21 protein-coding genes and 1 pseudogene are annotated in these 20955 nt (G+C 61.7%); 20 read left to right on the top strand and 2 right to left on the bottom strand.

The features are described from left to right. Positions 1 to 31 precede the first annotated feature (31 nt). On the top strand, positions 32 to 1657 hold the full coding sequence (locus CWC48_RS18680) for a methyl-accepting chemotaxis protein (RefSeq protein WP_100492361.1): 1626 nt from the start codon (positions 32 to 34) through the stop codon (positions 1655 to 1657). Positions 1658 to 1709: 52 nt separating this feature from the next. Next, positions 1710 to 2597 (top strand): DMT family transporter, encoded by an 888-nt coding sequence (locus tag CWC48_RS18675; RefSeq protein WP_100492360.1) that lies wholly within the window; start codon positions 1710 to 1712, stop codon positions 2595 to 2597. A 75-nt stretch (positions 2598 to 2672) separates the two neighbouring features. Here CWC48_RS18675 and CWC48_RS18670 read toward each other — a convergent pair whose 3' ends face one another. After that, positions 2673 to 3533, bottom strand: coding sequence for a DMT family transporter (locus CWC48_RS18670; protein WP_100492359.1), 861 nt, complete (start codon positions 3531 to 3533; stop codon positions 2673 to 2675). Between the two features lie 410 nt (positions 3534 to 3943). Here CWC48_RS18670 and CWC48_RS18665 point away from each other — a divergent pair, with 410 nt between their 5' ends. The 3 genes and pseudogenes from CWC48_RS18665 to CWC48_RS30910 form a co-directional block, all read left to right on the top strand. After that, complete coding sequence (locus tag CWC48_RS18665) at positions 3944 to 4735, top strand: CPBP family intramembrane glutamic endopeptidase (protein ID WP_100492358.1); 792 nt, start codon at positions 3944 to 3946, stop codon at positions 4733 to 4735. Positions 4736 to 4808: 73 nt separating this feature from the next. Next, on the top strand, positions 4809 to 6374 hold the full coding sequence (locus CWC48_RS18660; protein ID WP_078049705.1) for a PAS domain-containing methyl-accepting chemotaxis protein: 1566 nt from the start codon (positions 4809 to 4811) through the stop codon (positions 6372 to 6374). 115 nt (positions 6375 to 6489) lie between these two features. Then, a pseudogene (locus tag CWC48_RS30910) lies at positions 6490 to 6624 on the top strand (chemotaxis protein); the annotation flags it as partial. A gap of 102 nt (positions 6625 to 6726) precedes the next feature. On the opposite strand, the gene CWC48_RS18650 reads toward CWC48_RS30910, so the two are convergent. Beyond that, entirely contained in the window at positions 6727 to 7419 is a 693-nt protein-coding gene (locus CWC48_RS18650; protein WP_100492357.1) for an alpha/beta family hydrolase, read from the bottom strand. A 79-nt stretch (positions 7420 to 7498) separates the two neighbouring features. Here CWC48_RS18650 and ccoN (CWC48_RS18645) point away from each other — a divergent pair, with 79 nt between their 5' ends. From ccoN (CWC48_RS18645) to CWC48_RS18575, 15 genes are all read left to right on the top strand, one after another. Then, positions 7499 to 8923 (top strand): cytochrome-c oxidase, cbb3-type subunit I, encoded by a 1425-nt coding sequence (ccoN, locus tag CWC48_RS18645; protein WP_099493583.1) that lies wholly within the window; start codon positions 7499 to 7501, stop codon positions 8921 to 8923. Between the two features lie 10 nt (positions 8924 to 8933). Continuing rightward, positions 8934 to 9542, top strand: a complete 609-nt coding sequence (ccoO, locus tag CWC48_RS18640; RefSeq protein WP_003193159.1) for a cytochrome-c oxidase, cbb3-type subunit II — start codon at positions 8934 to 8936, stop codon at positions 9540 to 9542. A gap of 3 nt (positions 9543 to 9545) precedes the next feature. Continuing rightward, positions 9546 to 9746 (top strand): cbb3-type cytochrome c oxidase subunit 3, encoded by a 201-nt coding sequence (locus CWC48_RS18635; RefSeq protein WP_010208563.1) that lies wholly within the window; start codon positions 9546 to 9548, stop codon positions 9744 to 9746. Then, positions 9743 to 10690: a cytochrome-c oxidase, cbb3-type subunit III gene (ccoP, locus tag CWC48_RS18630; RefSeq protein WP_099493584.1), complete on the top strand. Its 948-nt coding sequence runs from the start codon at positions 9743 to 9745 to the stop codon at positions 10688 to 10690. Before CWC48_RS18635 ends, ccoP (CWC48_RS18630) begins: the two co-directional genes overlap by 4 nt. A gap of 351 nt (positions 10691 to 11041) precedes the next feature. Then, on the top strand, positions 11042 to 12484 hold the full coding sequence (gene ccoN / locus CWC48_RS18625) for a cytochrome-c oxidase, cbb3-type subunit I (RefSeq protein ID WP_028617468.1): 1443 nt from the start codon (positions 11042 to 11044) through the stop codon (positions 12482 to 12484). Then, a complete protein-coding gene (gene ccoO, locus CWC48_RS18620; RefSeq protein WP_100492356.1) occupies positions 12484 to 13092 on the top strand; it encodes a cytochrome-c oxidase, cbb3-type subunit II in 609 nt (202 codons plus the stop codon). The genes ccoN (CWC48_RS18625) and ccoO (CWC48_RS18620) overlap by 1 nt, the downstream gene beginning before the upstream one ends. A 5-nt stretch (positions 13093 to 13097) precedes the next feature. Then, positions 13098 to 13283 carry a CcoQ/FixQ family Cbb3-type cytochrome c oxidase assembly chaperone gene (locus CWC48_RS18615; protein ID WP_016775513.1) on the top strand — a complete coding sequence of 62 codons (186 nt, stop codon included), beginning with the start codon at positions 13098 to 13100 and terminating at the stop codon, positions 13281 to 13283. Beyond that, positions 13280 to 14257 (top strand): cytochrome-c oxidase, cbb3-type subunit III, encoded by a 978-nt coding sequence (ccoP, locus tag CWC48_RS18610; RefSeq protein WP_078049709.1) that lies wholly within the window; start codon positions 13280 to 13282, stop codon positions 14255 to 14257. Before CWC48_RS18615 ends, ccoP (CWC48_RS18610) begins: the two co-directional genes overlap by 4 nt. 175 nt (positions 14258 to 14432) lie before the next feature. Beyond that, complete coding sequence (locus CWC48_RS18605) at positions 14433 to 14687, top strand: type II toxin-antitoxin system Phd/YefM family antitoxin (protein ID WP_099493585.1); 255 nt, start codon at positions 14433 to 14435, stop codon at positions 14685 to 14687. After that, positions 14687 to 15097: a type II toxin-antitoxin system VapC family toxin gene (locus CWC48_RS18600; RefSeq protein WP_078049711.1), complete on the top strand. Its 411-nt coding sequence runs from the start codon at positions 14687 to 14689 to the stop codon at positions 15095 to 15097. The genes CWC48_RS18605 and CWC48_RS18600 overlap by 1 nt, the downstream gene beginning before the upstream one ends. A gap of 207 nt (positions 15098 to 15304) precedes the next feature. Next, positions 15305 to 16720 carry a cytochrome c oxidase accessory protein CcoG gene (gene ccoG / locus CWC48_RS18595; protein ID WP_100492355.1) on the top strand — a complete coding sequence of 472 codons (1416 nt, stop codon included), beginning with the start codon at positions 15305 to 15307 and terminating at the stop codon, positions 16718 to 16720. A 16-nt stretch (positions 16721 to 16736) separates the two neighbouring features. Beyond that, positions 16737 to 17276 (top strand): FixH family protein, encoded by a 540-nt coding sequence (locus CWC48_RS18590; protein ID WP_078049713.1) that lies wholly within the window; start codon positions 16737 to 16739, stop codon positions 17274 to 17276. A 112-nt stretch (positions 17277 to 17388) separates the two neighbouring features. After that, positions 17389 to 19839, top strand: a complete 2451-nt coding sequence (locus CWC48_RS18585) for a heavy metal translocating P-type ATPase (RefSeq protein WP_100492354.1) — start codon at positions 17389 to 17391, stop codon at positions 19837 to 19839. Positions 19840 to 19861: 22 nt separating this feature from the next. Continuing rightward, a complete protein-coding gene (gene ccoS / locus CWC48_RS18580; protein ID WP_100492353.1) occupies positions 19862 to 20074 on the top strand; it encodes a cbb3-type cytochrome oxidase assembly protein CcoS in 213 nt (70 codons plus the stop codon). Next, positions 20067 to 20750 carry a sulfite exporter TauE/SafE family protein gene (locus CWC48_RS18575; protein ID WP_078049716.1) on the top strand — a complete coding sequence of 228 codons (684 nt, stop codon included), beginning with the start codon at positions 20067 to 20069 and terminating at the stop codon, positions 20748 to 20750. The genes ccoS and CWC48_RS18575 overlap by 8 nt, the downstream gene beginning before the upstream one ends. Positions 20751 to 20955: the final 205 nt, after the last annotated feature.

Here is a 20955-nt window from a genome sequence, read left to right as displayed (position 1 = left end):
AACAGGTTCTAATCGCCCAAGGAGCATTGAGATGTCATTGAGGAATATGAGGATCGGTCTGCGTGCCAGTCTGAGTTTTGGGGTTTTGGCCAGCTTGCTGGTGATTGTGGGACTGTTTGGCCTGGGCCAGATGGCCAAGCTGCGACAAAGCGCGCTGGTCATCGAAGAATCGTGGATGCCAAGCATCGAGAACATCCACGACAGCGCCGCCTATGTGGCCAGTATCCGCCTGGAAGCGTTGCGCCTGGCCACCACGGACGAATCGCGGATTCGCGACAACAGCAAAGCCCTGATCACCCACCAGCGCGCCGAGCTGCAAACCCTGCTGGACCATCACAAAACCCTGCTCAGCGGCGATGCGGAGCGCGATCTGCTCAAGCAGCTCGAAGGTAATGTGAACACTTACCTGACCCTCGTCGGGCAGATCGTGGCCTTGGTCGACAAGGATCAACAACAAGACGCCGTCGACCTGCTCAACAGTCGCGTCGCGCCGCAGGGTGTGATCCTCAACAAGAGCCTGGAGGACATGATTGTCTTCAACCAGAACGGCGTGGAAACCGCCGTGGACTCCGCCGCGCAGACTTACGCCAGTGCCCAGTGGATCGTGGGCCTGATTATCGTGTTTGCACTGATCGCCACCTTGCTGCTGGCCTGGCTGCTGACCCGCAGCATCACCGCCCCGCTCGGCCAGGCACTGACGGTGGCGCGCACCATTGCCGGTGGCGACTTGAGCCAGCCGATCACCGTCGGCGGCAAGGACGAACCGGCGCAATTGCTCACCGCCCTGGCCACTATGCAGACGCAGTTGCAGGGCACCATCCGTGGCATCAGCGAATCAGCGCAACAGCTGGCGTCGGCCGCCGAAGAGATGAGCGCGGTAATGGAACAAAGCACCCGCGGCTTGCAGGCGCAGAACGATGAGATCGAACAGGCCGCCACTGCCGTGACCGAAATGAGCGCGGCCGTGGACGAAGTGGCAGGCAATGCGGTGTCCAGCGCCGAGGCGTCCCAGGCTTCCGACGAGGACAGCAAGCACGGCCACTACCAGATCAGCGAAACCATCAGCTCGATCCAGAACCTGGTGGACGAAGTGCTCGGCGCCTCTAACAAGGCTGAAGGCCTGGCGGTGCAGGCCCAGGACATCAGCAAGGTGCTGGAAGTGATCCGTGGCATCGCTGGGCAGACCAACCTGCTGGCGCTCAACGCCGCCATCGAAGCGGCGCGCGCGGGTGAGGCCGGGCGTGGTTTCGCGGTGGTGGCCGATGAAGTGCGCTCCCTGGCGCAACGCACCCAGGACTCCACCGAAGAAATCGAGCAGATGATCACCGGTATCCAGCGCGGTACCCAAGACACCGTCGAAGCCCTGAACAGCAGCGCCGAGCACGCCGGCCAGACCTTGCAACGGGCCAACAGCGCCGGCAGCGCGCTGGAGAAAATCACCGCCGCGATCTCGCAGATCAGTCAGCGCAACCTGGTGATCGCCAGCGCCGCCGAGCAACAGGCGCTGGTGGCACGGGATGTGGACCGCAGCCTGGTGAACATCCGCGATCTGTCCACCCAGACCGCCGCTGGCGCTACCCAGACCTCGGCCGCCAGCCAGGAACTGTCACGCCTGGCGGTGGACCTGAATGGGCTGGTGACGCGGTTTGTCCTGTAATCAGTGAAAGCGCCGTGCAACACTCGCCGCCTGATTGCTATGGGAGTGTTCCGTGAGACCTGTCGACACCTTGTACTTACTGGGGCTCGCTGCCATTTGGGGCGCGAGTTTCCTGTTCATGCGCATCATCGCGCCGGAGATCGGCACGGTCCCGACGGCGTTTTTCCGCGTATCGATTGCCGCCGCCGGGTTGCTGGTGATGTTGGCGATGATGCGGGTGAGCTGGGATTTCCAGGGCAAGTTCAAGACGGTGTTGCTGCTGGGGGTGATCAACTCCGGAATTCCGGCGACCATGTATTCGGTGGCCGCCCAAGTGCTGCCGGCGGGTTACTCGGCGATCTTCAACGCCACCACGCCGTTGATGGGCGTGTTGATTGGCGGGCTGTTTTTCAGTGAGCGCCTGACGCCGTCGAAAGTCGCCGGGGTATGCCTGGGCCTGCTGGGGGTGGGCGTGCTCACCCGCGCGGGCCCGGTGGTGTTTGACCTGGCGTTGTTGATGGGCGCGCTGGCCTGCTTGCTGGCGACCACCTGTTATGGCTTTGCCGGGTTCCTGGCGCGGCGCTGGCTGGATCAGCGCGGCGGTCTGGACAGCCGCCTGTCGGCCCTGGGCAGCATGCTCGGCGCCACCCTGTTCCTGTTGCCGTTCTTTGCCTACAGCGCGATCAGCCAGCCGCCCGCCAGTTGGGTTGGGTGGCAGGTGTGGTTGTCGCTGCTGGGGTTGGGACTGGTGTGCACGGCGTTTGCCTACATCCTGTACTTCCGGTTGCTGACGTCCATTGGGCCGGTGAAGTCGATGACCGTGACCTTCATGATTCCGCCGTTTGGCGTGCTGTGGGGCGCTTTGCTGCTGGATGAACCATTGTCGATGGCGCATGTGTATGGCGGGGTGTTGATCGCAGGGGCGTTGTGGTTGGTGTTGCGGCCGAAAAAAATCCTGTAGGAGCCCGGCTTGCCGGCGATGGTGCTCTTACCGGCGCTATCGCCGGCAAGCCGGGCTCCTACAGGGGTGGTGGTATTAGATTTTGCGGAAGACGAACACCAAGCCAATGATGATCAACCCCATCCCCAGCAGGCTCAGCATCGCGAGCGTGTTGCCAAAGATCAGGTAATCCATCACCGCCGTCACCGCCGGCACCAGGTAAAACAGACTGGTGACATTCACCAGGTTGCCCCGGGCGATCAGGCGGTACAGCAACAGCGTGGCCAACAATGACACCACCAGCCCCATCCACAGCACCGGCAGGTAAAAGCTGCTGCTGTGTTCAAAGTGGAACGGCTGGAAGGGCACAAAGACCGCACACAGCAGCAGGCCCGCGAGGTACTGCACCGGGAGCGTGCCCAAAGGATTGTCGGTGATGCGCTTCTGCATGATCGAGCCAAAGGTCATGCTCGCCAGGGCCAGCAGGCCGAACAGCATGCCCGCCTGGGACAGACCGGACACACCGATACCCTGGTAGACCACCATGATCAGCCCCGCCAACCCAAGGCCCAGGCCGAACAGGCGACTGAACGAGCGCTGACGCTCCATCAGCACCACGGTGAGGATCGGCTGTACGCCCATGATGGTTGCCATTACGCCAGGGGTGACTTTGAGGTCCAGGGCCAGCAAGTAAAAAATCTGATAGGCCCCCAACAACACCAAACCCGTGGCTGCTGCGTACAGCATCGGCTTGCCGGTACGCGGCAGTTTCAGCTTGAGGAGCGGTACCAGCACCACCAGGCCCACCAGCGCGATGGCAAAGCGCAACAACAGAAAGGCGAAGGGTGACGCGTGGGCCAGGCCCCATTTGGAGAAGATCGCCCCGCTGCTCCACAGCAGGACAAACAGGCTCGTCGAGGCCGCCGCGGCCACGGATTGTTTCGAAAGAACAGACATGGTTACCACCTGTAATCAGGCAAAAAAAGCCGACTCAGCGTTTGCTGAAATTCAGTAGGTTTTTTGGGGCAGGCAGAGGGGAACCAGCAATTCGCTGATCAGCCCCAAATGCCAACACCCGGCGGTGATACGACTGCATGCACCGGCGTGCTACTGACAGGTGGGGGGTAGTGACTGATCTGCGCAGGCTGCTTGTCCGCGCACGGCACGACCACAGCGTTGACCGCTGAATCGACTACCGCTATGCGCTGGAGAGCTGGCATGGGCTGATCTTGTGTGAAGGGATGAAGAGGCTCGGACTATAACCATCCGCTGACACGTTTTGCAATCACCCTGGGTGGAGGAGTTTTCATGCAGGCCCTGCAGGACGGGTCGCTATAATGCCGCCGAGTTTTTTCCAAGGATTTCCCATGATCGCATTGCCCTGGCTGTACCTGGTGCTTCTCTCCATTGGCTACCTGCTGGCCCTGATCTACGGGCAACTGGGAGCGCTGGCAGGGGTGTCCGTCGCCCTGCTGTTGCTGGCCGGGTACGCCGTGCGCCAGCAACGCACGCCTTGGGCGCGTTACGTCGGGCACGGTTTGTTCGTTGTACTGGCCCTGAGCCTGGCGATGCATTGGCTGCCGGGTTTCTACAATGGGCGCGGCATTGCCCCGCAGCGTTTCACCGAAGATGCCGTGCCTTTCTCGATGTACCTGAACCAGGATAAGCCGCTGATTGGCTTCTGGCTGTTGCTGGCCTGCCCGTGGATCGTGGCGCGGCGCAGCCTGCGCCTGGCGATCTGCGTGGCCGCCCTGGCCCTGACCCTCACCGCCATCGCCGCCCTGGGCGGTGCAGCCTTGCTGGGCATGATCACCTGGGCGCCGAAATGGCCAGAACAGGCCTGGCTGTGGGTACTCAATAACCTGCTGTTGGTGACGCTGGTCGAAGAAGCCCTGTTCCGTGGCTACGTCCAGGGCGGCTTGAGCCAGCGCTTCAAACACCTGCCTTACGGCGACAACCTTGCGTTGCTGCTGGCCTCGCTGCTGTTCGGCCTGGTGCATATCAGCGCGGGCTGGCACTGGGTGCTGCTGGCGAGCATCGCCGGGGTGGGGTATGGCTTGGCGTATCGCTTTGGTGGCTTGGGGGCGGCAGTGGCCACGCACTTTGGTTTGAATCTGCTTCACTTCGGGTTGTTTACCTACCCGATGCTGGCCGGTTGATTGTTGCAAAAATAAGTTAAATAAACCGCCGTTCGTGCCGATACCCCTTGAAAGCCTTGCGGATTGAACAATCATGCGTAATAACCAACCCGTTACCCAGCGCGAACGTACCTTCCCCGCTCAGCAACGGTTGATCTCCACCACAGATGCCAAAGGCGTGATCACCTACTGCAACGACGCCTTCGTCGAGATCAGTGGGTTCTCCCGCGACGAACTGGTGCGTGCGCCGCACAACCTGGTGCGTCACCCGGATGTTCCGGCGGCGGTGTTCGCGCACATGTGGTCAACGCTCAAACAAGGCTTGCCATGGATGGGCATTGTCAAGAACCGCTGCAAGACCGGCGACCACTACTGGGTTAACGCCTACGTGACGCCGGTTTTTGAAGGCAACCAGGTGGTCGGCTACGAATCGGTGCGCATCAAGCCCACCGCCGAGCAGATTCGCCGGGCCGAAGCACTCTATCAGCGCATCAACCAGGGCAAGTCGGCGATCCCGCAGCGGGACAAGTGGCTGCCGGTGTTGCAGGACTGGCTGCCATTTATCCTGGTGAGCCAGTTGAGCTTCATGATCGGCGCATCGCTCAATTCCCACTGGGGCTTCGCCTTGGCGGCAGGGCTGTCGGTGCCGTTGGGACTGCTGGGCCTGAGCTGGCAGCAGCGCGGCCTCAAGCGCCTGCTGCGCCTGGCGGAGCAGACCACGTCCGACCCGCTGATCGCACAGATGTACACCGACAGCCGTGGCGCCCAGGCGCGTTTGGAGATGTCGATCCTCAGCCAGGAAGCACGCCTGAAGACGTGCCTTACGCGCTTGCAGGACACTGCCGAACACCTCAACGACCAGGCGGCGCAGTCCAACACCCTGGCGCATAACAGCTCCAGCGGCCTGGAACGCCAGCGCGTGGAAACCGAACAGGTGGCCACGGCGGTCAACCAGATGGCAGCTACCACCCAGGAAGTCGCCAGCCACGTGCAACGCACCGCCGATGCCACTCAGGAAGCCAACCGCCTGACCGGTCGCGGCCGCGATATCGCCGGGGAAACCCGCGAAGCGATCCAGCGCCTGTCAATGGCCGTCGGCGAGACCGGCGTGACCGTCACCCAACTGGCCAAGGACAGCGATGAAATCGGCGGTGTGGTCGATGTGATCAAAGGCATTGCCGACCAGACCAACCTGTTGGCGCTCAACGCGGCCATCGAAGCGGCGCGTGCCGGTGAGATGGGCCGTGGTTTTGCGGTCGTCGCTGACGAAGTCCGTCAACTGGCGCAGCGCACTGCCGAATCGACCGGGCAGATCCATGCCCTGATCGCCAAGCTGCAACAGACTGCCGCCGCCGCCGTGCAAACCATGGACGCCGGGCACCGCCAGGCCGAAGAAGGCGTGGCGCGGGTGATGGAGGCGGACCAGGCGTTGGTGGGCATCAGTGAAGCGGTGGCACATATCACCGACATGACCACGCAGATCGCCGCTGCCACTGAAGAGCAAAGCTCGGTGGCCGAAGAGATCAGCCGCAACATCAGCACCATTGCGCTGCTGGCGGACCAGACGTCAGAGCAGGCATTGAATTCGGCGCAACTGAGTGAAGAGCTGACGCACACGGCGAATACCCAGTACTCACTGGTTGAGCGCTTTAACCGGTAAACCGCTACCGCAGGCTCGCCAGCTCCCACACTGGACTGTGTTCACACATTTTGATGGGTGAATACATTCAAATGTGGGAGCTGGCTTGCCTGCGATAAGGCCCTAACAGCCGCAGAGAAACCTGGCGACCTTCATTGCGCTGCTGGCGGACCAGACGTCAGAGCAGGCGTTGAATTCGGCGCAACTGAGTGAAGATCTGACGCATACGGCGAATACCCAGTACTCACTGGTTGAGCGCTTTAACCGGTAAACCGCTATCGCAGGCAAGCCAGCTCCCACACTGGACTGTATTCACACATTTTGATGTGTGAATACAGTCCAGTGTGGGAGCTGGCTTGCCTGCGATAAGGCCCTAACAGCCGCAGAGAAACCTGGCGACCTTCACCGCCGCAGCCTCCAGATACTGCTCATGACTAAACCCCGACGCCTTCAACGGCTTCAAGTCATGATCCCCCGCCACCAGCCACATCACCTCGATGCTCGGCGACAAGTCATACCCCTCCACCGCCGCCCGATTGCCCAGCGCATCCCGCTCGCCCTGCACAATCAACGTCGGCGTCTTCAACCCCGCCAGATGCTCGACCCGTGGCTTTTCCGGTTTGCCCACCGCATAGAACGGATACCCCAGGCACACCAGCCCATCGGCACCCAACTCATCCGCCAGCAAACTGGCCATGCGCCCGCCCATGGACTTGCCGCCAATCGCCAGTTTCCCAGCGACATGACGTCGCACCTCGGCGTACACCTCACGCCAGGCTTCCAGCAGTTTGGGCGCCGGGTTCGGCGGGCGTTTACCGCCGTCCAGCCGGCGCTGGGCCATGTACGGAAACTCGAAGCGCAACACGTTCACGCCATGCCCGGCAAGGCGTGCAGCCATGTCGTTCATAAAGGATGAGTCCATCGGTGCGCCGGCGCCGTGGGCCAGGATCAGCGTCACCGGCGCGTCCTTCGCAACCGTCGACGCGGCATCCCACAACCAGCCCCGCTCCCGCACACACTGCGCCCATTGATCCCCGTCAATACTGGCCTTGTGCTCTTTGCCCATGCTTGCCTCGCTTTTTAGTCTGCCTATAACTCCAGCCCAAGTGCCGCATCTGCTTGGGTTGAACCGTGGATGGGGAACCATGAACACTACTTTAAGTACCGCCTATAACTACAAGGTGGTCCGCCAATTCGCCATTATGACGGTGGTGTGGGGCATCGTCGGCATGGGGCTCGGGGTTTTTCTCGCGGCCCAATTGGTCTGGCCTGCACTCAACTTCGATTTGCCGTGGACCAGCTTCGGCCGCCTGCGCCCGTTGCACACCAACGCGGTGATCTTCGCCTTCGGTGGCTGCGCCTTGTTCGCCAGCTCCTTCTACTCGGTACAACGCACCTGCCAAACCCAGCTGTTCGCGCCGAAGATCGCCGCGTTCTGCTTCTGGGGCTGGCAGTTGGTCATTCTCTTGGCCGCCATCTCCTTGCCGCTGGGCTACACCAGCTCCAAGGAATATGCCGAGCTGGAATGGCCGATCGACATCCTGATCACCATCGTCTGGGTGGCCTATGCCATCGTGTTCTTTGGCACGGTGATGAAGCGCAACACCAAGCACATCTACGTCGGCAACTGGTTCTTCGGTGCGTTCATCATCACCGTGGCCATCCTGCATATCGTCAACAACCTGGAAATCCCGGTCAGCCTGACCAAGTCCTACTCCCTCTACGGCGGTGCGACGGATGCCATGGTGCAGTGGTGGTATGGCCACAACGCGGTAGGCTTTTTCCTCACCGCCGGCTTCCTGGGGATGATGTACTACTTCGTGCCCAAGCAGGCCGAGCGTCCGGTGTATTCGTATCGCTTGTCCATCGTGCACTTCTGGGCACTGATCACCCTGTACATCTGGGCCGGCCCGCACCACTTGCACTACACCGCGCTGCCGGACTGGGCACAATCGCTGGGCATGGTGATGTCGCTGGTGCTACTGGCACCGAGCTGGGGCGGCATGATCAACGGCATGATGACCCTGTCGGGCGCCTGGCATAAGTTGCGCAGCGACCCGATCCTGCGCTTCCTGGTGGTGTCGCTGGCGTTCTACGGCATGTCGACGTTCGAAGGCCCGATGATGGCGATCAAGACCGTCAACGCCCTCTCCCACTACACCGACTGGACCATCGGCCACGTACATGCCGGCGCCCTCGGTTGGGTAGCGATGATCTCCATCGGCGCGCTGTACCACATGATCCCGAAAATTTTTGGTCGCGAGCAGATGTACAGCCTCGGCCTGATCAACGCGCACTTCTGGCTGGCCACCATCGGCACCGTGCTCTACATCGCCTCGATGTGGGTCAACGGCATCGCCCAAGGCCTGATGTGGCGTGCGGTCAACGAAGACGGCACCTTGACCTACTCCTTCGTCGAAACCCTGGTGGCCAGCCACCCAGGCTTCATCGTGCGGCTGGTGGGCGGCGCCATCTTCCTCAGCGGCATGTTCCTGATGGCTTACAACACTTGGCGCACCGTGCGTTCGGCGCAACCTGCCGAAGTCACCGCTGCCGCGCAGATGGCCTGAGGAGTCGATGATGAAACACGAAACGATTGAAAAGAACGTCGGCCTGCTGATGCTGCTCATGGTGCTCGCCGTGAGCATCGGCGGCCTGACCCAGATCGTCCCGCTGTTCTTCCAGGACGTGACCAACAAGCCAGTGGAAGGCATGAAGCCCTACACCGCACTGCAACTGGAAGGCCGTGACATCTACATCCGCGAAGGCTGCGTACAGTGCCACTCGCAGATGATCCGCCCGTTCCGCGCCGAGACCGAGCGCTACGGCCACTACTCGGTCGCCGGCGAAAGCGTGTGGGACCACCCGTTCCTGTGGGGCTCCAAGCGTACCGGCCCGGACCTGGCCCGCGTTGGCGCGCGCTACTCGGACGACTGGCACCGCGCGCACCTGTACAACCCGCGCAACGTGGTGCCCGAGTCGAAAATGCCGGCCTACCCATGGCTGGTCACCGCCGCCGTCGACAGCAGCCACACCGAGACCAAGTTGAAAGTGATGCGCACCCTCGGCGTGCCGTACACCGACGACGATATCAATGGCGCTGTCGCCAGCCTCAAGGGCAAGACCGAGATGGACGCACTGGTGTCGTACCTGCAAGTGCTCGGCACTGCCATCAAGAGCAAGAGGTGAGCCATGGGATTTGAATTCGATGCGGGCACCATCCGCGGCCTCGGCACGCTGGTGGTCGCCATCGCCTTTATCGGCCTGTCGCTGTGGGTGTTCAACAACCGGCGCAATGCGGAATTCGAGCAGGCCCGCCTGCTGCCCTTCGCCGATGAACCTTCTCCATCCGACGCTCAAGAAGAGCCTGCAATAAGGAGCACTCGGCCATGACCCTATTCTGGAGTACATGGATCTGCGTACTGACCCTCGGCAGCCTGATCGGCCTGACCTGGCTGCTGATCGGGACCCGCAAGGGCGAGACCAAGGGCAGTGTCGACCAGACCATGGGCCACGCCTTTGACGGTATCGAGGAATATGACAACCCGCTGCCCCAGTGGTGGTTCATGCTGTTCGCCGGCACCCTGGTGTTTGCGGTCGGCTACCTGATCCTCTACCCGGGCCTGGGCAACTGGAAAGGCGTGTTGCCGGGCTATGAAGACGGCTGGACCCAGACCAAGGAATGGGACAAGGAAATGGCCAAGGCCGACGCCAAGTTCGGGCCGATCTTCGCCAAATTCTCGGCCATGCCCGTGGAAGAAGTCGCCAAAGACCCGCAAGCGCTGAAAATGGGCGGTCGCCTGTTTGCCTCCAACTGCGCGGTGTGCCACGGCTCGGACGCCAAGGGCGCGTTTGGCTTCCCGAACCTGGCGGATAACATCTGGCGCTGGGGCGGTTCGGCCGAGGCGATCAAGACCACCATCCTCAACGGCCGCCACGCGGCGATGCCGGCCTGGGGTGACATGCTCGGCGATGACGGGGTGAAAAACGTCGCGGCCTATGTTCGTCACGACGTGGCCAAGCTGCCCTTGCCGGCCAACAGCACCGCAGACTTGGCAGCAGGCCAGGCGGCGTTCAGCACTACCTGCGTCGCTTGCCACGGTCCGGAAGGCCACGGCATGGAAGCCATGGGCGCGCCCGACCTGACCAAACCGGCCGGCTATATCTACGGCACCAGCCTTGCGCAATTGCAGCAGACTATCCGCCATGGCCGCCAAGGCCAGATGCCCGCGCAGGAAGTGCTGCAGGGCAATGACAAGGTGCACTTGTTGGCGGCCTATGTTTACAGCTTGTCCCACACCGCTGATGGTGCAACGCCAGAAAGCCAGCCTGAGTAACCTCTGAGCTGCTGCCCCACTCTGGGGCGGCAGCTCAACCTAGCTGCGCGACCAAGTGTCGCACCCTTCCAAAGCACACCTTTCCCCCCCTCACTTTCGGGTCTACGCTTGTTCCCACAGCGGACCAATCCTGGCGTACGCAACGACATTCGTTGCGACCCCAAAATTTTCCTGTCCACTCGATCAGCTTTCGATTTCTGATTTTGTCCCTACGCAAAACATGGAAAGGGCGCAGAATCTGGCGTGGAACGCATTGATACAGGTCAGCCATTGCGTTGCAATGGCCCCTCGCTTTCTACATACTTGCGGCCGATTTTACCTATAAAAAAACCTAAACCGTGGAACCTTAGAATGAGCACAGCAATCAGTCCGACTGCTTATAACTATAAGGTAGTCCGCCAGTTCGCCATCATGACGGTGGTCTGGGGGATCCTTGGCATGGGGCTCGGGGTGTTCATCGCCTCGCAACTGGTTTGGCCGGAGTTGAATTTCGGTTTGCCATGGACGACCTTTGGTCGCCTGCGCCCGCTGCACACCAACCTGGTGATCTTCGCCTTCGGTGGATGTGCACTGTTTGCCACCTCCTACTATGTCGTGCAGCGAACCTGCCAGACGCGACTGATCTCCGACAGCCTCGCGGCCTTCACCTTCTGGGGTTGGCAAGCGGTCATCGTGAGCGCCATCGTCACCTTGCCGCTGGGCTACACCACCACCAAGGAATACGCCGAGCTGGAATGGCCGATCGCCATTTTGCTCGCCATCGTGTGGGTGACCTATGCCGTGGTGTTCTTCGGCACCATCGTCAAGCGCAAGACCAAGCACATCTACGTGGGCAACTGGTTCTACGGCGCGTTCATCCTGGTGACGGCGATGCTGCACATCGTCAACCATGCCTCGCTGCCAGTGAACCTGTTCAAGTCCTACTCGGCCTACGCCGGGGCAACGGACGCGATGATCCAGTGGTGGTATGGCCACAATGCCGTAGGTTTCTTCCTGACCACCGGTTTCCTGGGGATGATGTACTACTTCGTGCCGAAACAGGCCGAACGTCCTATTTACTCGTATCGCCTGTCCATCGTGCACTTCTGGGCGCTGATCACCCTGTACATCTGGGCCGGCCCGCACCACTTGCACTACACCGCATTGCCGGACTGGGCGCAGTCCCTGGGCATGGCGATGTCGATCATCCTGCTGGCCCCGAGCTGGGGCGGCATGATCAACGGCATGATGACCCTGTCGGGCGCCTGGCATAAATTGCGCACCGACCCGATCCTGCGCTTTTTGGTGGTATCGCTGGCGTTCTACGGCATGTCGACCTTCGAAGGGCCGATGATGGCGATCAAGACCGTCAACTCGCTGTCCCACTACACCGACTGGACCATCGGCCACGTACACGCCGGCGCCCTCGGCTGGGTAGCGATGATCTCCATCGGCGCGATCTATCACATGATCCCCCGACTGTTTGGCCGCGTGCAGATGCACAGTGTCGCGCTGATCAACACGCACTTCTGGTTGGCCACTATCGGTACCGTGCTCTACATCGCCTCGATGTGGGTCAACGGCATCACCCAGGGCCTGATGTGGCGTGCGATCAACGATGACGGCACCCTCACCTACTCCTTCGTCGAAGCGCTGCAAGCCAGCCACCCGGGCTACATCGTCCGCGCCCTGGGCGGTGCGTTCTTTGCCGCCGGCATGCTGTTCATGGCCTACAACGTCTGGCGCACCGTGCGTGCCTCCGACCCTGCAGAAGCCGAAGCCGCCGCCAAGATCGCCGTTGTGGGAGCCCACTGATGAAGCATGAAGTAGTCGAGAAGAATATCGGCCTGCTGGCCTTCTTCATGGTCATCGCCGTGAGTATCGGCGGCCTGACCCAGATCGTTCCGCTGTTTTTCCAGGACGTCACCAACAAGCCGGTCGAAGGCATGAAGCCGCGCACCGCGCTTGAACTGGAAGGCCACGACGTCTACATCGCCAACGGTTGTGTCGGCTGCCACTCGCAGATGATCCGCCCGTTCCGTGCCGAAACCGAGCGCTACGGCCACTATTCGGTCGCGGGTGAAAGCGTGTGGGATCACCCGTTCCTGTGGGGCTCCAAACGCACCGGCCCAGACCTGGCCCGTGTCGGCGGACGTTACTCCGATGACTGGCAGCGTGCGCACTTGTACAACCCGCGCAACGTGGTGCCTGAGTCGAAAATGCCAGCGTATCCGTTCCTCGTGGAAAACAAGCTCGACGGCAAGGACACCGCGAAGAAGATGGAAGTCTTGCGCACCCTGGGCGTGCCCTACACCGACGAAGACATCGCCGGTGCAGCCGCAGCCGTGAAGGGCAAGACCGAAATGGACGCACTGGTGGCCTACCTGCAAGGCCTGGGCACCCTCATCAAAAGCAAACGGTGACCTTCATGGATATCGGGATGATTCGAGGCCTGGGCACCGTTGTGGTGATGGTGGCCTTTATCGGCCTGGCGTTGTGGGTGTTCAGCCCCAAGCGCAAGTCGGAGTTTGACGACGCAACCATGCTGCCCTTCGCGGATGATCCCGAAGCCATCAAGCACGTCGAGCAAGCTTCTAGGAGTAACAAAGAATGACTACGTTCTGGAGTCTGTACGTCACAGTCCTCAGTCTGGGTACCATCTTCGCCCTGACCTGGCTGCTGCTGTCGACCCGCAAGGGCCAGCGCACCGAGCAAACCGACGAGACCGTCGGCCACTCGTTCGACGGCATCGAGGAGTACGACAACCCACTGCCCAAGTGGTGGTTCATGCTGTTCGTCGGCACCATCATCTTCGCCCTCGGCTACCTGGCGCTGTACCCCGGCCTGGGCAATTGGAAGGGCCTGTTGCCGGGCTATGCCTACCTCGACAACGACAAGCAAACCCCCTTCGCCAACGGCCAGACCGGCTGGACCGGCGTGCACGAATGGGAGAAGGAAATGGCCAAGTCGGACGCCAAGTTCGGGCCGATCTTCGCCAAATTCGCGTCGATGCCGATTGAAGAAGTGGCCAAGGACCCGCAAGCCCTGAAGATGGGGGGCCGCCTGTTCGCCTCCAACTGCTCGGTGTGCCACGGTTCCGACGCCAAGGGCGCGTATGGCTTCCCTAACTTGACCGACGCCGACTGGCGTTGGGGTGGCGAGCCGGCCACCATCAAGGAAACCATCATGAAGGGCCGCCATGCGGTGATGCCGGCCTGGTTGGATATCCTCAAAGAACAAGGCGTCAGCGATGTGGCCGCGTTCGTGGTCACCAACCTCGACGGCCGCAAGCTGCCCGAAGGCGTGAAAGCCGATGTGGCCAACGGCGAGAAACTCTTCGCCGCCAACTGCGTGGCCTGCCACGGCCCGGCCGGCAAAGGCACCCCCGCCATGGGCGCGCCCGACCTGACCCACCCGGGTGCATTCATCTACGGCTCAAGCTTTGCCCAACTGCAACAGACCATCCGTTGGGGCCGCCAGGGTCAGATGCCTGCTCAGGAGCAGCTGCAGGGGAATGACAAGGTGCACTTGCTGGCAGCGTATGTTTACAGCTTGTCCCATGGGGATAAGAAGGCCGAAGAGCAGTAAAGTCTTGAAAAAAAACGAAGCCCCGTGCAGCGAAAGCTGGCGGGGCTTCGTTGTTTCTGGCTCTCGTAACTGTTCAAAACATGAACCCACGACCACTCGTAGCTTGAAGCTTGCCGCGCCCAATAACGAGGTAGTAACGTAACTACATCGAATCCAGCGAAAGGGGAGCCACCCCATGACAATCACCACTATTTCCAGCCGCGCATTCAACCAAGACACAAGTGGTGCCAAAAAAGCAGCCCGCCAGGGGCCGGTTTTTATCACCGATAGAGGCAAGCCAGCCCACGTACTGCTAAGCATTGAGGACTACCAGAAACTGACAGGGCTCAATGCCGACATCGTTGATCTGCTAGTGATGCCAGAAGCGGCCGATATCGACTTCGAAACCGAACGCGCCGTGATCACTCATCGACCTGTGGACCTCTCCTGATGTATCTACTCGACACCAACGTCATTTCCGAACTTCGCAAACCCCACGCCGATGCAAAGGTGGTCGCCTGGGCTAAAAGCGTCAGCGCTCCACGCCTGTATATGTCGGCGATCACACTCAAAGAACTGGAAACCGGCGTCCTGCGCATAGAGCGGCGAGACCCGGCGCAAGGGAAGGTATTACGCACCTGGCTCAAGCGTCATGTCATACCCGCCTTCAATGCCAGAATCCTGCCCATCGATGCAGCAGTAGCGTTGCGCTGTGCACACTTGCATGTGCCAGACCGAGCCAATGAAAGTGATTCATTGATTGCGGCAACCGCTCTGGTCCATGGCCTTACTGTTGTTACACGCAATGTCAGCGACTTTAAATCCAGTGGCGTTCCACTGATCAATCCATGGGACGAATGACCTGCTTACCCACCAAAACCGTCCATACTTCCCAAGTCAATTGATCCAGATCACGTACACCATCAATTGATTTTCCCCAACGCGACCAAAGGTCGCACCCCTTGCACCGCATCGGGGGCGTATCATTAGGCCACTGCAACACCCTTAATTTGACCCCGGTTGGCACGTACTGGCCGAGGCAAATCTCCACCGCCGTGGGATGCAATGATGAGCAACCAGATACCGGTACATGACGTTACCCCGCCTGCCAAAAACGCCAGCAGCACTGTCGACCTCTACGCCTCGCGAGAGAAGATCTACACCCGCGCCTTCACCGGCCTGTTCCGCAATTTGCGCATGCTCGGCGGTGCCGCTCTGTTCCTGCTCTACTTCGGCACCGTGTGGCTGAACTGGGGTGGCCACCAGGCCGTGTGGTGGAACCTGCCAGAGCGTAAGTTCTTTATTTTTGGCGCGACCTTCTGGCCCCAGGACTTCATCCTGCTCTCGGGCATTCTTATCGTCGCGGCATTTGGCCTGTTCTTTATCACCGTGTATGCCGGGCGTGTGTGGTGCGGTTATACCTGCCCGCAAAGCGTGTGGACGTGGATCTTCATGTGGTGCGAAAAGGTCACCGAAGGCGACCGCAACCAACGCATCAAGCTCGATAAAGCGCCCATGGGCGCCAACAAATTCCTGCGCAAATTCAGTAAGCACACCCTGTGGCTGCTGATCGGTTTTGTCACCGGCATGACCTTTGTCGGCTACTTCTCGCCGATCCGCGAACTGGTGTTTGACTTCTTCACCGGCCAAGCCGATGGCTGGTCGTATTTCTGGGTCGGTTTCTTCACCCTCGCCACCTACGGCAACGCCGGTTGGCTGCGCGAACAAGTGTGTATCTACATGTGCCCGTACGCGCGTTTCCAGAGCGTGATGTTCGACAAGGACACCCTGATCGTCTCCTACGATCCGCGCCGTGGCGAGTTGCGTGGCCCGCGCAAAAAAGGCGTCGATTACAAGGCCCAGGGCCTCGGCGATTGCATCGATTGCACGATGTGCGTGCAGGTGTGCCCCACCGGTATCGACATCCGCGACGGCCTGCAGATCGAGTGCATCGGCTGCGCCGCTTGTATCGACGCCTGCGACAACATCATGGACAAAATGGAGTACCCACGCGGCCTGATCAGCTACACCACCGAGCACAACCTGTCGGGGCAGAAAACCCACAAGCTGCGCCCGCGCCTGATCGGCTACGCCTTGGTGCTGCTGGCGATGATCGGCTTGCTGGTGGCGGCCTTCTTCATGCGCTCGCTGGTGGGTTTCGACGTCAGCAAGGACCGTGTGCTGTACCGCGAGAACGCCGAAGGCCGGATCGAAAACGTCTACAGCCTGAAGATCATGAACAAGGACCAGCGCGACCACACCTACGTGCTCGACGCTGCCGGCCTGCCCGACCTCAAGCTGCAAGGCCGCCGCGAAATCAAGGTGGCTGCCGGTGATATCGTCAGCATGCCGGTGGAGTTGTCGAGCGCGCCGGAACAACTGCCGTCGAGCACCAACGAGGTGAAATTCATCCTCACCGACGCCGATGACGCCAGCGTCCACATTGAAGCCAAGAGCCGATTCATCGGCCCGCAAGTTCGTTAATCAAGAGAACCGAACAATGTCCGTAGCAACTGCCGCAAGCCCTTGGTACAAGCACCTCTGGCCCTGGATCATCATCGGGATCCTGGCCTGCTCGGTGACCTTGACCCTGTCCATGGTGACTATCGCGGTGAACAACCCCGACAACCTGGTCAACGACAACTACTACGAGGCCGGCAAGGGCATCAACCGCTCCCTGGACCGCGAACTGCTGGCCCAGACCCTGCAACTGCGCGCCAAGGTGCACCTGGATGAGCTGACCGGTGAAGTCGAAGTGAACCTCACCGGCAACAGCAACCCAGCCACCCTGGAATTGAACCTGATCTCCCCGACCCAGCCAGAGAAGGATCGCAAGATCAACCTGGCCCGCAGTGACAGCGAAACTGGCCGTTACATCGGTCAGGTCACCGACAAGGTCGAGGGCCGGCGCTTTGTCGAATTGCTCGGCGTGGAAGGCGATCGCACCTGGCGCATGTTTGAAGAAGAACTGGTCAGCCACGACAAGGACTTGCTGCTGGGTGATGAACCGTTGCAGGGCGCTGAAGACCTGAAAAAATAAGCCTGCGCTTCGCGCATCGTCGGCAAGCCGGCTCCTACCGCTCGAACGCGATCCCTTGTAGGAGCCGGCTTGCCGGCGATGAGGCCCTCCCAGCCGATTAAGATCCCTAGCCATGACCAGCCCAACTCCGTGCTACCACTGCGCCCTGCCCGTCCCGCCCGGCAGCCGGTTTACCGCCGTGATCCTCGGTGAACACCGCGAACTCTGCTGCCCGGGCTGCCAGGCCGTGGCCGAGGCGATTGTGGCCGGCGGCCTGGAAAGCTATTACCAGCACCGCAGCGAAGCCTCGGCCAACCCTGAGACGCTGCCGGTGCAACTGGTCGACGAGTTGGCACTGTATGACCGCGCCGACGTGCAAAAACCTTTTGTGCGCCACGAGGGCGAACTGGCCGAAGCCACCCTGTTGATGGAAGGCATCAGTTGCGCTGCCTGTGGCTGGTTGATCGAAAAACACCTGCGCGGCCTGCCCGCCGTGGCCGAGGCGCGGTTGAACCTGTCCAACCATCGTTTGCAGGTGCGCTGGGCCGATGGGCAACTGCCGCTGAGCCAATTGCTCAGCGAGCTGCGCCATATCGGCTACGCCGCCCACCCCTATCAGGCCGACCGCGCTGCCGAGCAACTGGCCGGTGAGAATCGCCTGGCCTTGCGCCAATTGGGCGTGGCCGGGCTGCTGTGGTTCCAGGCCATGATGGCAACCATGGCCACCTGGCCGGAATTCAATATCGACCTGAGCCCGGAGCTGCACGTGATCCTGCGCTGGGTGGCGATGTTTCTCACCACACCCATTGTGTTCTACAGCTGCGCACCGTTTTTCAAGGGGGCGATGCGCGACTTGCGCACCCGCCACCTGACCATGGATGTCTCGGTGTCGTTGGCCATCGGCGGTGCGTACCTGGCGGGCATCTGGACCGCGATCACCGGCGTCGGCGAGCTCTACTTCGATGCAGTGGGCATGTTTGCGCTGTTCCTGTTGGCCGGTCGCTACCTTGAGCGCCGCGCCCGCGAGCGCACGGCCGCCGCCACCGCACAGCTGGTGAACCTGTTGCCCGCCTCGTGCCTGCGGCTCAAGGCCGATGGCCAGAGTGAACGCATCCTGCTCCCGGAACTGGCACTGGGCGACCGCGTCCTGGTGCATTCGGGCGCTGTGTTGCCGGCGGATGGCGTGATCCTCGATGGCCAATCGAGCATTGATGAATCGTTGCTCACCGGTGAATACCTACCGCAACCGCGCCAGACCGGCGACGCCGTCACAGCGGGCACGCTGAATGTCGAGGGTGCCTTGACCGTCGAAGTGCGCGCCTTGGGCCATGACACGCGCTTGTCCGCCATCGTGCGCCTGCTGGAACGGGCCCAGGCCGAGAAACCACGCCTGGCACAAATCGCCGACCGCGCCGCGCAGTGGTTCCTGTTGTGCTCGTTGATCGCCGCCGCCCTGATCGGCTTGCTGTGGTGGGAGCTGGACGCGTCGCGCGCGTTCTGGATTGTGCTGGCAATGCTGGTGGCGACGTGCCCCTGTGCGTTGTCCCTTGCAACACCTACAGCCCTCACCGCCGCCACCGGCACCTTGCACAAACTCGGGTTGCTGCTGACCCGTGGTCATGTGCTGGAAGGACTGAACCAGATCGACACGGTGATCTTCGACAAGACCGGCACCCTGACGGAAGGACGCCTGGCGTTGAGAGCCATCCGCCCCTTGGGCACCTTGAGCACCGACCTGTGCCTGAGCCTCGCCGCCGCCCTGGAAAACCGCTCCGAACACCCGATCGCGCGCGCCTTTGGTCGCGCCCCGCTGGCCGCCGATGAGGTGCTCAGTTCGCCTGGGCTTGGCCTTGAAGGCCGCGTGGGCGAACGCCTCCTGCGCATTGGTCAACCCGGTTTTGTCTGTGAACTCAGTGGCTGCCCGATTCCTGCCGCACCGGAAGTGTCGGGCCAATGGCTGCTGCTCGGCGACCGCGAAGGCGCCCTGGCCTGGTTCGTACTCGACGACCGCCTGCGCAGCGATGCCCCAGCGTTGCTGGCCGCGTGCAAGGCGCGTGGCTGGCGCACGCTGCTGCTGTCCGGGGACAGCTCGCCGATGGTCGCCAGTGTCGCCGCCGAGTTGGGGATCGATGAAGCCCACGGCGGCCTGCGCCCCGATGACAAGCTGCAAGTGCTGCAACGACTGCACAAGGAAGGTCGCAAGGTGCTGATGCTCGGCGACGGGGTCAACGATGTGCCCGTCCTCGCCGCCGCCGATATCAGCGTGGCCATGGGCACGGCCACCGACCTGGCCAAGACCAGCGCCGACGCGGTCTTGCTGTCCAACCGCCTGGACGCCCTAGTACAAGCCTTTACCCTGGCGCGACGCACCCGTCGGGTGATCATTGAAAACCTGCTATGGGCCGGGCTGTACAATGGCCTTATGCTGCCGTTTGCCGCCCTAGGCTGGATCACCCCTATCTGGGCCGCGATCGGCATGTCCCTCAGTTCGTTGACCGTGGTGCTCAACGCCCTGCGCCTGACTCGCCTGCCGAGCGCGCCAGCGGCCCGAGCCCCTTCAGTAACCCGCCCGCTGCCGGTGTGAGCCGCGCGGACATGGAGTGCAGATGCCAGCTTTATACGTGATGATTCCGGCGGCGCTGCTGTTAGTGGGCGTGGCCATCTACATCTTCTTCTGGGCCGTGGACAATGGCCAGTACGACGACCTCGACGGCCCGGCCCATAGCGTGCTGTTCGACGACCAGGACCCGAACCACCTGGCCGGCATCGAAGAGGCCAACCACCACGAGCAACCGCCGAAAGACCCGCCCCATGCTTGAATTGGCGCCACTGCTGGTCTCCGCGCTGATCCTCGGCCTGCTCGGCGGCGGCCATTGCCTGGGCATGTGCGGCGGGCTGATGGGTGCGCTGACCCTGGCCATCCCCAAGGAGCAGCGTGGTCGCCGGTTTAAACTGCTGCTGGCCTACAACCTGGGGCGCATCTTCAGCTATACCGCTGCCGGGGTGTTGATCGGCCTGGCCGGTTGGGCAGTGGCGAACAGCCCGGCGGCGATGTTCATGCGCGTACTGGCCGGGTTGTTGTTGATCAGCATGGGCCTGTACCTGGCCGGCTGGTGGAGCGGCCTCACCCGTATCGAAAGCCTCGGACGCGGCCTGTGGCGCTACATCCAGCCAGTCGCCAACCGTTTGCTGCCTGTGTCCAGCGTACCGCGCGCCTTGCTGCTGGGCGCGCTGTGGGGCTGGTTGCCGTGCGGATTGGTCTACAGCACGCTGCTATGGGCAGCGAGCCAGGGCAATGCACTGGACAGCGGGTTGCTGATGCTGGCGTTCGGGCTGGGCACCTGGCCGGTGCTGTTGGCTACAGGCCTGGCGGCTGAGCGGGTGACGGCGCTGTTGCGCAAACGCAGTGTGCGGATGGCCGGCGGCTTGCTGGTGATTCTGTTCGGTATCTGGACATTGCCCGGCCCGCACCAGCACTGGCTGATGGGCCACTAGCGCCCTGCCTCGTAAGTACGATCGTTTTTGACGAGTGGCTGTTGTCGTCAGGCAAGGCGCCGCGACGACTCATAGCTGGCTATGGGGAGGAGCGGCAACGCAGCATGACGGCAACAGACGCCGTCAAAAACGATCAGTACTTGCGAGGCAGGGCGCTCGGCGCCATGTGGCATAGCGCCGCTCCCCGTTGATGCAAATCAAGATG

It is taken from the genome of Pseudomonas sp. S10E 269 (assembly GCF_002798465.1).
In the GTDB taxonomy this organism is placed as follows: domain Bacteria; phylum Pseudomonadota; class Gammaproteobacteria; order Pseudomonadales; family Pseudomonadaceae; genus Aquipseudomonas; species Aquipseudomonas pergaminensis.
Note: the sequence above shows the minus strand (reverse complement) of the source record. Positions and strands in the feature narration are given on the sequence as shown.